Source organism: Streptomyces sp. DvalAA-14 (assembly GCF_900091855.1).
Lineage (GTDB): Bacteria > Actinomycetota > Actinomycetes > Streptomycetales > Streptomycetaceae > Actinacidiphila.
Genome location: NZ_FMCH01000150.1, coordinates 1 through 14,773, shown reverse-complemented (window position 1 = coordinate 14,773; position 14,773 = coordinate 1). Strand labels below are relative to the sequence as shown.

Sequence of the window (14,773 nt, the reverse complement as noted above, 5' to 3'; positions counted from 1 at the left end):
CGAGGCCGTCGGGTCGGCGGCCCGGTCCGGGGCGGTGCAGCAGCGCGGTCAGCAGGGCGCCGCGCGGACCGGGCGACAGTGCGGCGACCACCTCGTCGGGGATCCGGGCGAAGAGGTCGATCAGGCCGAGGTAGGGCAGCCCGGTGTCCTCGGGCCCGGGCGAGCAGCGCAGGACGGTGACCCCCTCGTCCGACGCGGCGGCGGCCACCGCGGCCAGCAGCGTCGACTTGCCGATGCCGGCCGGTCCGTGGACGAGCAGTCCTCTTCTCTCCCGGAGCAGGCGGAGTGCCGCCTGCTCCGGCCCGTCGACGGCTCGGTCCGGCACGTCGCGGCCTCCCCTCCTGGTCCGCAGCCGCGTGGACACGGCGGCCGTCCACCGACCATTCCATGTGCTCATGACAACCACCGGAATACCGTGTGTCAATGCCCCGGGACGCCGCCGGGCCAAGGTGCCGGGCAAGGGTGCGGCTGCTCGAACGGATGCGCGAGGACGGGTCCGTCAGCGCAGGAATCCCTGGTAGTCGTGCTGCCGGAGCTGGCTCTCGAGCTGCTTCACCGTCTCCAGGCCGACGCCGACGACGATCAGGATGCTCGTACCGCTGAGCTGGTTCGACGAGGTGTAGTTCGCCAGCGCCACGGTCGGCGCCAGGGCGATCAGCCCCAGGTACAGCGATCCCGGCCAGGTCAGCCGGTTCAGGACATAGCTCAGATATCTGGAGGTGGGCCTCCCGGCCCGGACCCCGGGGATGAATCCGCCGTACTTCTTCATGTTGTCCGCGACCTCTTCGGGATTGAACGAGATCGCCACATAGAAGAAGGCGAAGAAGACGATCAGCACGACGTACGAGACCAGGTAGGCGGGATGGTCACCCTTGACGAAATTGCGCTCGATCCAGGTCCGCCAACCGGAAGTGGACCCGGAGAACTGGGCGATGAGTCCGGGAATGTACAGCAGGGACGAGGCGAAGATGACCGGGACCACGCCGGCCTGATTGACCTTCAGCGGGATGTACGTCGAGGTGCCGCCGTAGGACTTGCGGCCGATCACCCGCTTCGCGTACTGCACCGGGATACGGCGCTGCGCCTGCTCCACGAAGACGACCAGCGACACCATGGCGAACCCGATCAGGACGACCCCGCCGAGGTCGACCCAGCCGCCGGCGATCGAGCCCTTCTGCTTGATGGCCCACAGCGCGCCCGGGAACGTGGCCGCGATCGAGACGAAAATCAGCATCGACATGCCGTTGCTGATCCCGCGGTCGGTGATCAGCTCGCCCAGCCACATGACGAGGACCGTGCCGGTCGTCAGCGTGATCACCATGGTGACGGTGATGAACAGCGAACGGTCCGGGACGATGTCCGAGGCCACCGGGCAGCCGCTGAACAGCACACCGTTGCGCACCGTGGTGACCAGGCCGGCGGCCTGCAGCACGGCCAGCGCGACCGTCAGATAGCGGGTGTACTGGGTGATCTTCGTCGTCCCGGCCTGGCCCTCCTTCTTGAGGGCCTCCAATCTCGGGATGACGACGGTCAGCAGCTGAAGGATGATGCTCGAGGTGATGTAGGGCAGGACGCCGAGCGCGAACACCGTGATCTGCAGCAGCGCGCCGCCGCTGAAGAGGTTCAGCAGGCCGAACAGGGTGCTGTTCCCGGCCCGGGCCAGATTGACGCAGGTCTGCACATTGCGGAAATCCACCCCGGGAATGGGAATGTGCGCCCCGAGGCGGTACAAAATGATGATGCCGAGGGTGAAGAGCAGCTTCTTGCGCAAGTCGGGCGTTCTGAACGCCCGGGCGAACGCGGTGAGCACAGTGCCTCCTTCGTCCCCACGCTCGCTGAAGCACGGTGAATCGACCTTAGCGAATTACGGCCGCCGCACGACGCATTCGAGATCCGGCGTGCCGTGACCGGCCGATCCGCCGAACGGGCGAACCCGGAACCGGCGGCCCCCGCGCGGAAGGGGAAGCGAGAGGGTGCAACCATCTGTTCCGGACGGGTGATTCCCGGTACCCTCAGGTGATTTCACAGCCGCCGTGTGCGGGGCGGAATACCCGGAGAAAAAGGTGACGCGGGGTGCTCGGAAAGAAGAGAATGCTGTCGGCCGCGCTGGCGGTCACCGCCGTCAACGCCCTGTTCGTCGGCGGGGCTTCCGCGGTCGGAAAACCGGCGGCCAGCGGCGGCCGGGTGGCGGCCTGGGCGCCGGCCATGACGATCGGCGGCCCGAACTTCAACGACCAGACCCTTCGGATGGTCGCCCACTCCAGCGTGGCCGGGAGCTCGCTGCGGATCCACCTGTCGAACCTGCGCGGCAGCACCGCGCTGACCGTGGGGGCGGTCGGCGTGGCCGCGCAGGCGGACCGGGCGACCGCGGTGGCCGGCTCCCAGCATCCGGTCACCTTCGCCGGCCGGGCGTCGACGACCATCGCGGCCGGAGCCGAGGAGGTCAGCGACCCGATACCGATGACGGTCACCGCCGATCAGAACGTGCTGGTCAGCATCTTCCTCCCGCAGGCCACCAGTTCGGCGACCTGGCATTCGGACGCCTTCGACACGAGCTATCTGTCCGGTCCCGGCGACCACACCGCCGACGTCGGGGACGGCGACTACCTCGCCGCGACCACCTCCTGGTACTACCTGTCCGGTCTGGACGTGCTGCCGTCCGCCGCCCGCGGCACCGTGGTGGCCTTCGGCGACTCCATCACCGACGGCTACAACACCCCGGCCGGGGCGTACCGCCGCTGGCCCGACGATCTGGCGCGGCGGCTGGCCGGTGTCCGCCCGATGGGCGTGGTGGACGCCGGTATCGGCGGCAACCGGGTGCTGACCGACGTGCCCAACATCTGGCAGGGCGTCAGCGCCGAGAAGCGGTTCGCCCACGACGCGCTGGGCCGGGCCGGGGTCAAGGACGTGATCCTGCTGGAAGGCATCAATGACATCGGCAACAATGCCGGACCGCAGGGCGCCCCGCTCACCGCGCAGGATCTCATCGCCGGCTATCAGGATCTGATCCGGCAGGCGCACACGGCCGGTGTCCGGATGATCGGTGGCACCCTCCTGCCGGACAAGGGCAACGGGTATTACAGCGATGCGGCCGAATCCGTCCGGCAGGCGGTCAACAGCTGGATCCGTACCGCCGGGGCATTCGACGGCGTGGTCGACTTCGAAAAGGCCGTGGCCGATCCGGCCGACCCCGCCGCGCTGAATCCCGCTTACGATTCGGGCGATCATCTCCACCCGAACGAAGCCGGTATGCAGGCATTGGCCGACGCCGTCGATCTCACGCTGCTGCGGTAGCAAGGGCCGGGCCCCGGCCACTGGCCGGGGCCCGGCGGCACGGGCCGTCACTGACCGAGCGTGAATCCGTCCACCAGCAGATAGCTTCCGCCGAGTTTGGCCACGGTCAGCGTGTGCGGGCCGGAAGCCAGCCCGGACACCGAGTACAGCTGCTGCCGGGCCTGCCGCTGCGGGGTGTTCGCGCTGACCGTTCCCTTCGAGGCGCCGTCCAGGGTGACGCCGATATCGCCCTCGTCGCTGTTGGTCTCGGTCAGGAAGCCGATTCCGGTGCCGGTGAAGGTGATCGTCGCGGCCGCGCCGTTCTGCTGGGTGTAGTGCACGCCGTTGTCGAGGTCGCCGTCCCCGCGTGAGCCGCTCGACGACCAGCTGCCGGTGTTGGCGATCCGCAGATCGTCGTCGTCGGCCACCGCGCCGGGTACCGTCCCCGGCCCGGCGGCAGCCGTGATCGCCTGCGCCGCGGCCGGCCAGTTCCCGTCGGTCACCACGGTGGCCTGCTGGAACGCGATGTCGGTGCCGTTGTTGTTGTAGGCGGCGGTGTCGCTGTAGTTGTCGTGGATCGAGTCGTCGTGGATGCTCGGCGTCCACAGGTTCGTCCACAACGACCCGTTGCTGAAACGCACCACGTTGTCGTGGGTGTTCCACAGCGAGCTTCCCTCGTCGTGGTAGATCATGTTGCAGCCGCCGACGCACTCGGACAGCACGTTCCCGCTGAATTCGGAGGCGGACGCCTGGCCGCCGAGGGTGTAGACCGGGCCGCCGTCGCTCAGCACACCCATCACGCTGTGCACGTGGTTGCCGACGACGTGGTTGCCGCCGGTGTAGGTGGTGCCGTGCAGGCACGGATCGGGCAGTCCCTGCTCGGCCTGCAGCGTGCAGCTCGACGCCCAGCCCCAGCCCCAGCCGATCGAGATCCCGGAGTACGGCGTGTACCCGATGTCGTTGTGGGACAAGGTGGTGCCGCGGCTGTGCCCGACCCAGATGCCGACCGCGTCCTGGTACTCCTGGCCCGGGAACTGCACGGTGCTGTCGGAGACGGTGTTGCCACTGGTCATCAGGGCCGGCTCGGTCTGGTAGTAGTCGTCGGCCTCGCCGATCGCCACGCCGATGCCCGAGGTGTCGGTGACGGAACTCGCCGTCACGGTGGAGTCCTGGGTCTGGTCGGCCAGGTCGACGCCGCTGGTCCCGGTGTGCTGGACGGTGTCCCCGCTGAAGGTGATCCGTGCGCCGCGGTGCACCTGGACCGCGGCCGGGATCCGGCTGGGTGCCCGGCTCGTCGGGTCCCAGATCACCCCGGCCTGGTTGTCGACATAGCCCTCGGCGGTGGGCGCGTTCCAGGTGGTGTAGGCGAAGGTGAGCCCCGAGAAGGTGATGTCGTGCACGGGCGCGACCGCGTCCGGGATCACCGTGAAGCCGTCGATCAGCAGGAAGCTGCCGCCGGTCTTGACCACCTTGACGGTGTGGGTGCCCTTCGGCAGGCCGGTCACCGAGGCGAGCACCTGCTGGGCGAGCCGGTCACCGGTCGTATTGCCCGTCACCGTGGAGACCTTGGCGCCGTCCAGGTAGACGTCGGCGCTGCCCTCGTCCGAGTTGGTCTCCGAGAGCACCTGGATTCCGGTGCCGGTGAAGGTGTAGCTCGCGGCGTCGCCGTTGGTGCCGGTGTAGTGCACATCGGCGTCCAGGTCGCCCAGGTGGCGGCCGCTCGAATAACCCCAACTGCCGGTGTAGGCCGCCCGCCAGTCCGTGTCGTTGAGCGGTGCCAGATGCCCCGGGGTGCCGGCCAGGTCGAGCAGTTCGGGGGCGACCGGCAGTTCGACGTCGGCCGTGGCCAGGTCCTCGCCCGGACGCGGCACGTAGTAGAGGGCGCCCGCGCCGCTGTCGAGATAGAACTGCCCCGGCGTGCCGAGCAGTTGGTAGGCGTTCTCCAGCCAGCTGACACCGCTGAGGCTCGGCAGCCCGGCGCCGTTGAACGGGAAGCTCGGATTGGGCACCGAGGTGTGGTTGTTGGCCCAGCAGCCGGGGTCGACGGTGAGGTCCGAACCGCCGGACGCGGACCGGCTGATGGACGCCAGCGGGCAGCGCATCTGCTTCCATGCGTTGTTCTGCACGACCTCGGCCTGGGCCGGGTCGGTCCACGTGGTGTACGACGGGTCGGCGGTGGTGAAGCCGGTGGCGGTCACCGAGAAGCCGGCCGGATTCATCGGACCGCGCGCCCGCTGGGCGCGCGTCCCGTTGACGAACAGCTCCCGGCTCGCGGTGCCCTTCGGCACCGCGGCCCGGTAGATGTTCTTTGCCGCGTCCACCTCGGTGAAACCGCTGACGCGGACGGCGCCGCTGAGGACGGGCCGCTGTCCGGCGGCGGCCCGGTAGACGACCTGGTGGCCGGGGCGGCCCGAGTCCTGGACGCCCAGGCGCAGCGGGCCGGTGAGCCGGTAGGTGCCGCCCTGCAGCTCGACCACGACGTCCCCGGCCGCCGACGGCACCAGGCTCCGCGCCTGCGCCACCGCCGTCGCCACCGCGCACGGCTGCTGCGTGCTGCACGCCGTGCCCGTCCCGTCGGGAGACACGGTCAGGATGTCCGAGGCGGCGGCCCCCGGCGGAGCGCCGGTGGTCGCGAAGCCGACGGCGGCGACGATCAGGGACGCGACAACGGCGAGGCTTCGCACGGCAGGACCTCCAGCGGCAGCGATGGGGGCAGACGTCCGATGAATATACGAGTCCGTCGGCGTCGGCGACAGACCGCTGACCACGCCGACCCCGGCGACCCCGCCTTCCGCGGCTGGCTCAGGTCGAGATGTCCGGGTAGGGCAGCTGCATGTGCGACAGGCGGCGGGCGTACTCGAGCTGGAAGCCGAGCGGTTCGGCGTGGTCCCGCTCGAACAGGCCGATGAACAGCGTCAGGGTGAGGAAGGGGTGGGCGCCGAGCTCGAACAGTTTCGGGTAGTCGTGGGTGGCGAGCGCCGCCCGCTCGGATTCGTCGAAGGCCAGCCAGGTGCTGGCCTCGGCGTCGACGCAGTTGAGCAGGCGGTTGGCGTACTCCGCCTCCCACTGGGCGACGGTGGCCACGGGGTCGGCGCGGTAGCGCTCCACCAGGTCGGCGTCGCGGTCCACGGTGTAGAGGAACTTGTTCAACAGGTACTTGCTCACGCGGGCGCTCCGTTCGGGTACCAGGTGAAGTAGGCCTCCATCGTGTGGAACAGGTCGAGCGTGTCGACGTAGTCGGCTTTCCGGCCCTCGCCGGCCACGCCCATCATCAGCATGAAGTCCATGAACCCGTGGGTGGCGTTGCCCGGCAGGTGCAGGCTGTCCAGGCTGACTTCGCCCAGGCACTCCTCGATGTCGCCGCCGGCGATCCAGCCGACGGCCTTCTGGTCGAACTGCGGATCGGGCCCGGTCGGGCCGAACTGCCGCGGGCCGCCCAGCTCCAGCGACAGGTGACCGGTGCCGATCACCGCGGCCCGCAGGTCCGACGGCCAGGACTCGATCACCTGCCGGATGGTGCGGCCGAGTTGCACGAACCGCTTCGGCTGGGGGAGCGGCGGCGCGAAGATGTTGGTGTAGATCGGCACGATGGGCAGATCGGCCTCGGGGCGCAGCGTGATGATCGGGCAGGTGATCGAGTGGTCGATCCGCAGCTCGTTGGAGAACGCCAGGTCGAAGCCGGCGTCCAGGCCCTCCCGCAGCACATGCGCCGAGAGGTCCTCCTGCCCCTTGAGCAGCATCTTCGGCAACCCGAACTCGCGCTGCTCATTGGCGAAGTTGGCGTCGTAGAACGGCGCCTTGCCGACCAGGAACTGCGGCATGTTGTCCAGCCACAGCTGGTGGAAGTGGTCGGAGCCGACCATCACCAGCACATCGGGGCGGGCCCGGGTCAAGGTGGCACGGAACGCCTCGATCTTGCGGACCCACTCGTCCGCGAACGGCGGCCGGTCGGCCCCGGAGGACGTGCTCGCGCGGTAGTAGAAGGGATGGTGGGTGGACGCGATCACCGCCACCAGCTCGGCCATCAGCCCTCCTCGTCTCGGGCCAGGTGCCCGCGGCACCCGGGGGTTCAGTGCTGCTCGGGAAGGTACGGATCCGGGGCGATCGAGCGGTTGTTCAGGTCCACCGACAAGAAGATGTCATTGCCGACCGGGTGGCGCAGCTCCTCCGCGAGCTGACCGATCAGCCCCGCGGTGCGGGCCAGCAGCGCGAAGCCGCGCAGCAGTTCCAGCGGCAGCCCGAGGTCGGCCAGCGCGGCGCCGCAGACACCGGCTCCGTTGAGCGGCAGCGTCTTGCCCAGGACGTGCGGATGCACCCGGCCGATGGCGGCGAACAGCGCCAGGTGCGGGCCGACGAGGTCCTCCTCGGCAGCGATCCGCAGCAGCCGCGGAGTGCGGGGGTCGCCCTGCTTGTGCACGTGGTGGCCGAGCCCGGGGACGAAGGCGCCCGCCTCCCGCCGCGCGGTGACCGTCGCCAGGGCCAGCGCGTCCCACCCGGCGTCGTCGTCCGGCAGCGGGCCGTCGACCGCCTCCAGTACGTTGTGCAGGAAGCGGCCGCAGTCCTCGGTGACACCCAGGAACCGCGATCCGCCGCCCAGCAGGCCGGCGGCCAGCGCGCCTTGGACGGAGTCGGGCGCGGACAGGTAGGTCAGCCGGGTGACGATGGCGGTCGGGGTGAAGCCGTGGTCGGCCAGCGCCGCCAGCACGGCCTCGAACACCCGGGTCTGCCCGGGGGTCGGGCGGCGCTGGGCGGCCAGCCAGAAGGCCAGCTCACCGAAGCCGACCGTGCCCATGACGTCCTCGGCCAGGTCCTGGCCGAGCAGGGTGATCCGCTCCGGTGACGACGCGCCGAGGGCGGTCTGGTAGACGGGGCGCGGCGGGGACGGCGGCCGGGGCGCGGACGCGGGCGGCTGGGGTTCGGTCCGGTCAGGCACCGGCGGCCTCCTGGGGGTCGGTCAGCCACGCGCGCAGTTCGGCGCCGTGCTCGTCGAGGCGGGGCGGCGGCCGCCGGTAGCCGACGGGGGTGGCGGAGAAGCGGATGGGGTTGCGCGTCGTCGGCACCGCCCGGTCGCCCTCCCCGACCTCGACCACCGGGTCGAGCCCGAAGCGCTCCGCCATGGCGAACCCGCCGTCGATGGTGTTGATCGGCCCGCACGGCACCCCGACCGCGCTGAGCGCCTCGAACCACTCCACCGCGCCGCGGGTGGCCAGCCGTTCCACCAGCAGGGGGCGCAACTCCTCGCGGTGGGCGGTGCGGTCGGCGTTGTGCGCGAAACGCGGGTCCGCGGGGAGGTCCGGGAGCCCGAGCACGTCGCACAGTCTGCCGAACTGCCCGTCGTTCGCGGCCGCGACGATCAGATCGCTGTCCGCGGTGGGCAGCGGCTCGTACGGGAAGACGCTGGGGTGGGCGTTGCCCATCCGGAACGGCACCACGCCTCCGGCCGCGTAGGCCGAGCTGTGGTTGACCAGTCCGGTCAGCGCCGAGGACAGCAGGTTGATCTCGACGTGCTGGCCCCGGCCGGTCGCCTCGCGGTGGCGGAGCGCGGCGAGGACGCCGATCACCGCGTGGTTGCCGGCCATCACGTCGAACACCGAGATGCCGGCCCGGTAGGGCGGCCCGTCCGGATCGCCGGTCAGGCTCATCAGCCCGGAGATGGCCTGCACCATCAGGTCGTAGCCGGGGACGTCGCGGCCGGCGCCGGTGCCGAAGCCGCTGATGGAGGCGTAGACGGCGCCGGGGTTGCCGGCGCTCACCGTGTCGTAGTCCAGGCCGTACTTGGCCAGTCCCCCCGGCTTGAAGTTCTCGATGACCACGTCCGCACGGCGGGCCAGCTCGCGGGCCAGGGCGGCGTCGCCGTCGTCCCGCAGGTCGAGGGCGATCGAGCGCTTGCCGCGGTTGACGCCGAGGTAGTACGTGGAGACCTCGTCGCGGACCGGGGGCATCCAGCCGCGCGTCTCGTCGCCCTGCGGTCCTTCGACCTTGACGACCTCGGCGCCCATGTCGGCGAGCAGCATCGTGGCGTACGGGCCGGCCAGCACCCGGGAGAAGTCCGCGACCAGCACTCCGGACAGCGGCCCGGAAGCGGGCCGCCCGCCGGCCGCGGCACCGGAGACGGGCTCCGCGGGACCGGAGACGGCGTCCGCCGTGGTGTCGTCGGTGTCGTCCACCCGTTGCCTCGCTTCACCCTGTTCGTACAGCGGACCAATGTCCGCTGAGGCGAGTCTGCCGCCGGGGCGGTCGGTGGTCAAGGGTCGCCACCGGCGTCCGCCGGCCCCCGCCGGGGGACCCGCCGCCGCTCAGGGAACGGCCGGCGCGGCCGCGTCGGCGTGCGGGACGTCCTGCAGGCGGGCGAAGTCGGCGCTGATGTCGCCGGCCGCCTGGAGCAGCAGCGGCAGATGGTGCTCCAGCAGGCGGGCCACCGAGGTCTCCGCCGCGTGGCAGTTGACGTTGACGCCGGCGATCACCCGGCCCGAGCCGTCCCGCAGCGGCGCCGCCACCGAGCGGATGCCCAAGGTGAGCTGCTCGTCGGTCAGCGCCCAGCCGCGCGCCCGCACGTCCCGCAGCTCGGCGTCGCGCTCGGCCCGGTCCGGCCGCCAGCGGGCCACCAGCCCGGACCGGGTCGGCTGGGCCAGCACCGCCTCCAACTCGTCCGCCGGCAGCGCCGCGAGCTGCACCTTTCCCAGCGAGGTGGCCAGCGCGGGGAACCGGGTGCCGATCTGGACGGCCAGCGAGACGATCTTGGGAACGGCCACCCGGGCCACGTAGACGATGTCCGGGCCGTCCAGCTGCGCGATCGAGCAGGACTCACCGGTGCGCGCCACCAGGCGCTCCAGGTGCGGCCGGGCCACGTCCCACAGGCCCATGGACCGCACGTACGCCACGCCGAGTTCCAGGACCCGCGGTGTCAGCGAGTAGCCGCGGTCGACCGCGCGCACGTAGCCGAGTTCCTCCAGGGTCAGCAGGATGCGCCGGGCGGTGGGGCGGGCCAGCGAGGTGGCCGCGGACACCTCGGCGAGCGTCATCACCGGTCGGCCCGGCCGGAACGCCGTGATGACCTCGAGCCCGCGCGCCAGCGCCTCGATGAAGTCGGGACCGGTTCCCGCACGTGGCATGGCACGACCTCCTCGCGACCTGACGTCACCCGAGGGTAGCCGCTGCTGTCCGCGAGGCGGACGGCAGCGGCCGGGGGAGCCGCCCGGGCGGACCGCGCCGTCCATTGACACCGGGACAGGCCCGGGCGGAGGGTGGCCGGAAGCAGCCTCTGTCCGGACAGCGGACGACTGTACGCAATGACGCGTGAAGGAGTGTGAGGCGATGAGCCAACCCACGAACGACACCGCGGGCCGCCCGGTCGTCCTGCGGGGCGGCACCGTCCTGACGGTCGACGCCACCCGGCAGGTCCTGGCCGGACACGACGTCCTGGTCGTCGGGGACCGGATCGCCGCCGTCGGCCCGGACCTGGCCGTGCCGGACGGCACGGTCGAGATCGACGCGACCGGCGGCATCGTCATGCCCGGCATGATCGACACGCACCGGCACCTGTGGCAGACCGCGATGCGCGGCTACGGCGCCGACTGGACACTGACGCAGTACTTCGTCTGGTACTACCTCGAATGGGGCAAGATCTTCCGGCCCGCGGACGTGTACGCGGGCAACCTGCTGGGTGCCTGGGAAGCACTGGACGCCGGCGTGACCACCACCGTCGACTGGTCGCACGGGCTGCGCACCACCGAGCACGCCGACGCCGCCGTCGACGCGCTGCAGGCCGTGCCCGGCCGCTTCGTGCTCGCCTACGGCAACATCCAGGACGCGCCGGCCACCTGGACCGGCGCCCCGGAGTTCCGCGACTTCGTCACCCGCCGCGTCACCGGCCAGGACCTGCTCGGCTTCCAGATCGCCTTCGACGTCACCGGTGACCCCGCCTTCCCGGAGAAGCCCGCCTTCGAGGTGGCCCGCGAACTCGGCGTACCGGTGACCACGCACGCCGGAGTCTGGGGCGCGACCGGGGACGACGGTATCCGGCTGATGCACGAGCACGGGTTCATGACCCCCGAGACCGTCTACGTCCACGGCGCGTCGCTGTCGGCCGACTCCTACCACCGGATCGCCGCCACCGGCGGCTCGGTGTCGGTGTCGACCGAGAGCGAGCAGAGCGCCGGCCAGGGCTACCCGCCCACCTGGATGCTGCGCGCCCACGGCATCCCCGTCTCGCTGTCGATGGACACCTCGGTGTGGTGGAGCGGCGACCTGTTCTCCGCGATGCGCACCACGCTGGGCGCCGACCGGTCCCGCGAGCACATGGCGGCGCACGCCCGCGACGAGACCGTCACCCACGCCGCGCTGCGCGCCGAGCAGGTGGTGGAGTGGGCCACCCGCGGCGGAGCGCGGGCACTGGGCCGCGGATCGGACCTGGGCAGCATAGAGACGGGCAAGAAGGCCGACCTCGTCCTGATCAAGAACGACCGGTCCCCGGTGTCCTTCCCGCTGCTCAACCCGCACGGCCATGTCGCCCTCCAGGCCCAGCGCGGCGACGTGCACACCGTGCTGGTCAACGGCCGGATCGTCAAGCGCGACGGCCGCCTCGTCGACGTCGACCTCGCCGCCGTCCGCCGGACCGTCGACGCGACGGTCTCCTACCTCCAGGACCAGCTCGGCCCGGAGGCCTGGCAGCGGGGCATGAACCCGGACGTGCCGGAGACGAAGGTGCTGGACAACCCGTACACCTACACCGACTACCAGAGCGGCAGCACCCACGGCCACTGACGCCCGGACCGGCCGGCCCGCGGACCGCTCAGGCCGGCGGATCGCTAAGGCCCGCGGCCGGTCAGCCGGGCTGCGGACCGCCGGCCGGACCGCCGGCCGGCACCGCGCGGTTGACCGCCGCCATCACGGCCTGCACCGACGCGGTGAGAACGGAGGTGTCCAGCCCCGCACCCCCACGAGTCGACGTCGTCCACCCGGCACTCGGCGTAGGCGACGGCGGGGCTGCCGGGCCCGGAGGCGGTGGCGTGCTCGGTGTAGCCGAGGATGTCGACGGTGATGCCGACCGCCCGCAGCGCGTCGGTCAGGGCGGACAGCGGCCCGTTCCCGGCGCCCCGGCAGGGCAGCTCCCGCTCGTCGGCACGCAGCACGCAGGTGAAGACGTGCACGCCGGGGGCGGTTTCCGCGGTGCTCCAGGAGACCAGCGCGAACCGCCCCTCCTGGGCCGGCGCCGCGTAGGTGGTGCGGAAGAGGTCCCCCAGCTCCTTCGGCGCGAGTTCCTTGCCGGTCGCGTCGGTGACGCGCTGCACGGTCCGGGAGAAGTCCGCGCGCATCGGGGCGGGGAGGTCCAGGCCGTGGTGGGTACGCAGCAGGTGGGCGATGCCGCCCTTGCCGGACTGGGAGTTGATACGGATGACCTCTTCGTAGGTGCGGCCGAGGTCCCCCGGGTCGACGGGCAGATACGGCACCTGCCACGGCGCCGCGCTTGCCGGAACGCCCAGGTCGGCCGCCTGCTTGGCATGGTGGGCCAAGCCCTTGGCGATGGCGTCCTGGTGGGTGCCGGAGAAGGCCGTGTGGACGAGATCGCCGCCGTAGGGGTGCCGGGGGTGGACCGGCAGCCGGTTGCAGTGCTCCACCACCTCCTTGACCACGTCGATGTCGGAGAAGTCGATCATCGGATCGACGCCCTGCGCGTACAGGTTCAGCGCCAGGGTCACCAGGTCGACGTTCCCGGTCCGCTCACCGTTGCCGAACAGGCACCCCTCCACCCGCTGCGCCCCGGCCAGGACGGCGAGTTCCGCGCAGGCGACACCGGTGCCGCGGTCGTTGTGCGGGTGCACGGAGAGGATCACCGAGGCGCGGCGGGCCAGATGGCGGTGCATGTACTCGATCTGGTCCGCGTACACGTTGGGGGTGGCGATCTCCACCGTCGCCGGCAGATTGTGGATCACCGGCCGCTGCGGGCAGGCGTCCCACAGCTCGGTCAGGCTGTCGCACACCTCCAGCACGAAGTCCGGTTCGGTGAGATTGAAGACCTCCGGGGAGAACTCGAACCGGATGTCGGCGCCGGACCGCTCCTCGGCGCGCCGCATCAGATGGGTGGCGGCCGTGCGGATCAGCTCGTGGACCTCGTCACGGGACCGCCCCAGCACCACATCGCGCCAGACGGGCGCGGTAGCGGTGTAAAGGTGGACAACCGTGCGGGGGAGACCTTCCACGGATGCGATGGTCCGGTCGATCAGATCCCGGCGGGCCGCGGTGAAAACGGAGATGGTCACGTCGTCGGGGACCGCGCCGCTGCTCGCCAGGTGGCGTACGAAGTCGAAGTCGGTCTGGCTGGCGGACGGGTAGCCGACCTCGATCTCCTTGAAGCCCATCGTCACCAGGAGGTCGAACATCCGGCGCTTGCGCGGGGTGTCCATCGGTTCGGCCAGCGCCTGGTTGCCGTCCCGCAGGTCGACCGGCACCCACAGCGGCGCCTGCCGGAGCACGCCGGACGGCCAGGTCCGGTCCGCCAGCGGCAGGGCGACCCGCGCCTGCGCGGGCCGGTAGCGGTGGTGCGGCATCGCACTCGGGCGCTGCGGGTTCCATCCCGGCGCATCCGTCGGAACGGCGCCGGAAGGGGTGCGCAGCGTGGGAAACGCCGCGCTCACGACAGGGGAAGAGGAAGCCATCGCGGGGAACTTCTTTCATTCGGCCATCGGATGACCGGCGCGGCCTTGCCCCCGCTGCGGGGGGCCGGTCGGATCAGGCCCCGCAGCGGCGGACGAGGAGAAGGAGTTCGTGCAGCGGCATGACGGGCACAGTAACGGCATTTAACTCCTCAGACAACCTGAGGCGTTGGGGTGGGTGAAGGCCCGTCACGGCGGGCGGGCCGTGCGGCCGGTCACCATGGATCCGAAGCGCGGCAATCGGGGGCGCGGGCGGGTTCGACTCTCGAACGCCGCCCGGGCGGCCGGTCCTTGCGACGGCTCCCGGCGCGGCGCCGCCTGCCCCTCCGCCTGCGCCACCGGGTGCGGCGCCGGGTGCTGCGTCCGGTGCCGCGCCGGCTCGGGAGACGACCGGGGGGTCGGCCACCGCCCGGGGCAGCCCCGATCCCTCGCATGCCCCTGATGGCAGTACCCTCTTGATCCTCACGGCTCCTTCTCTCCGGCCCCTGGGTGTTTTCCGGGGCCCAGCCTGTGTCTTCGACGCTCAGCCCTCTCGTGGGGAAAGGCCGAACGGACGCCGTGAGCCCCGGCAGATCGGCCCGGCTGCCGGCGGGAATCCGAGTACGCAACCGGGCGTCGAGGGGCTACGAACAGCGGCTTCTCCACAAGGGGCAGCGCGAGGGACGGGATCAGGTGGACGACCACGACGGCACGGGCATACCCGGCGAGGACAACGAAGCGGCCGCGGCGGCGCGGCCGACGGGGCAGGGGAGCCCCGGCTCGAAGCCCGCGGTGAAGGGCCGGCGGACCGCGGCCAGGACCCGTAAGCCCGCGCAGGCTCCGGCGGCGGCCGGCGGTTCCGCCGAGGG

At 71.4% G+C, this 14,773-nt stretch carries 10 protein-coding genes and 1 pseudogene; 2 read left to right on the top strand and 9 right to left on the bottom strand.

What is annotated here, in order from left to right; all coding sequences use genetic code 11:
- Both GA0115240_RS07180 and secY read right to left on the bottom strand, forming a co-directional pair.
- Positions 1-325: AAA family ATPase (locus GA0115240_RS07180; protein ID WP_176725003.1), on the bottom strand; the 325-nt coding region annotated here is incomplete at its 3' end.
- Between the two features lie 174 nt (positions 326-499).
- Positions 500-1,810, bottom strand: coding sequence for a preprotein translocase subunit SecY (gene secY, locus GA0115240_RS07175; protein ID WP_093735818.1), 1,311 nt, complete (start codon positions 1,808-1,810; stop codon positions 500-502).
- Between the two features lie 263 nt (positions 1,811-2,073).
- On the opposite strand from secY, the gene GA0115240_RS07170 reads away from it, so the two are divergent.
- The gene (locus GA0115240_RS07170; RefSeq protein WP_256069592.1) at positions 2,074-3,294 is read left to right on the top strand and encodes an SGNH/GDSL hydrolase family protein; all 1,221 of its coding nucleotides are present in this window, start codon (positions 2,074-2,076) and stop codon (positions 3,292-3,294) included.
- Positions 3,295-3,341: 47 nt separating this feature from the next.
- Here the strand turns inward: GA0115240_RS07170 and GA0115240_RS07165 are convergent, their stop codons facing one another.
- The 6 genes from GA0115240_RS07165 to GA0115240_RS07140 form a co-directional block, all read right to left on the bottom strand.
- Positions 3,342-5,957 carry a hypothetical protein gene (locus GA0115240_RS07165; protein WP_093735816.1) on the bottom strand — a complete coding sequence of 872 codons (2,616 nt, stop codon included), beginning with the start codon at positions 5,955-5,957 and terminating at the stop codon, positions 3,342-3,344.
- A gap of 118 nt (positions 5,958-6,075) precedes the next feature.
- Positions 6,076-6,438, bottom strand: a complete 363-nt coding sequence (locus tag GA0115240_RS07160) for a hypothetical protein (protein ID WP_093735815.1) — start codon at positions 6,436-6,438, stop codon at positions 6,076-6,078.
- Complete coding sequence (locus GA0115240_RS07155) at positions 6,435-7,298, bottom strand: DODA-type extradiol aromatic ring-opening family dioxygenase (protein WP_093735814.1); 864 nt, start codon at positions 7,296-7,298, stop codon at positions 6,435-6,437. The genes GA0115240_RS07160 and GA0115240_RS07155 overlap by 4 nt, the downstream gene beginning before the upstream one ends.
- 44 nt (positions 7,299-7,342) lie before the next feature.
- Positions 7,343-8,206, bottom strand: coding sequence for a citryl-CoA lyase (locus GA0115240_RS07150; RefSeq protein ID WP_093735813.1), 864 nt, complete (start codon positions 8,204-8,206; stop codon positions 7,343-7,345).
- The gene (locus tag GA0115240_RS07145) at positions 8,199-9,344 is read right to left on the bottom strand and encodes a CaiB/BaiF CoA transferase family protein (protein WP_093735819.1); all 1,146 of its coding nucleotides are present in this window, start codon (positions 9,342-9,344) and stop codon (positions 8,199-8,201) included. Before GA0115240_RS07145 ends, GA0115240_RS07150 begins: the two co-directional genes overlap by 8 nt.
- Before the next feature lie 225 nt (positions 9,345-9,569).
- Entirely contained in the window at positions 9,570-10,385 is an 816-nt protein-coding gene (locus tag GA0115240_RS07140) for an IclR family transcriptional regulator domain-containing protein (RefSeq protein ID WP_093735812.1), read from the bottom strand.
- 202 nt (positions 10,386-10,587) lie between these two features.
- Here GA0115240_RS07140 and GA0115240_RS07135 point away from each other — a divergent pair, with 202 nt between their 5' ends.
- The gene (locus GA0115240_RS07135) at positions 10,588-12,036 is read left to right on the top strand and encodes an amidohydrolase family protein (RefSeq protein ID WP_093735811.1); all 1,449 of its coding nucleotides are present in this window, start codon (positions 10,588-10,590) and stop codon (positions 12,034-12,036) included.
- Positions 12,037-12,097: 61 nt separating this feature from the next.
- Here the strand turns inward: GA0115240_RS07135 and leuA are convergent.
- Positions 12,098-13,928: pseudogene (gene leuA, locus GA0115240_RS07130) on the bottom strand (2-isopropylmalate synthase).
- Between the last annotated feature and the right edge of the window lie 845 nt (positions 13,929-14,773).

What these genes read in the sequence shown, in the direction of transcription:
- GA0115240_RS07155 (WP_093735814.1), bottom strand. Translation starts at nt 7,298, where the DNA reads ATGGCCGAGCTGGTGGCGGTGATCGCGTCCACCCACCATCCCTTCTAC.
- GA0115240_RS07140 (WP_093735812.1), bottom strand. Translation starts at nt 10,385, where the DNA reads ATGCCACGTGCGGGAACCGGTCCCGACTTCATCGAGGCGCTGGCGCGC.
- GA0115240_RS07135 (WP_093735811.1), top strand. Translation starts at nt 10,588, where the DNA reads ATGAGCCAACCCACGAACGACACCGCGGGCCGCCCGGTCGTCCTGCGG.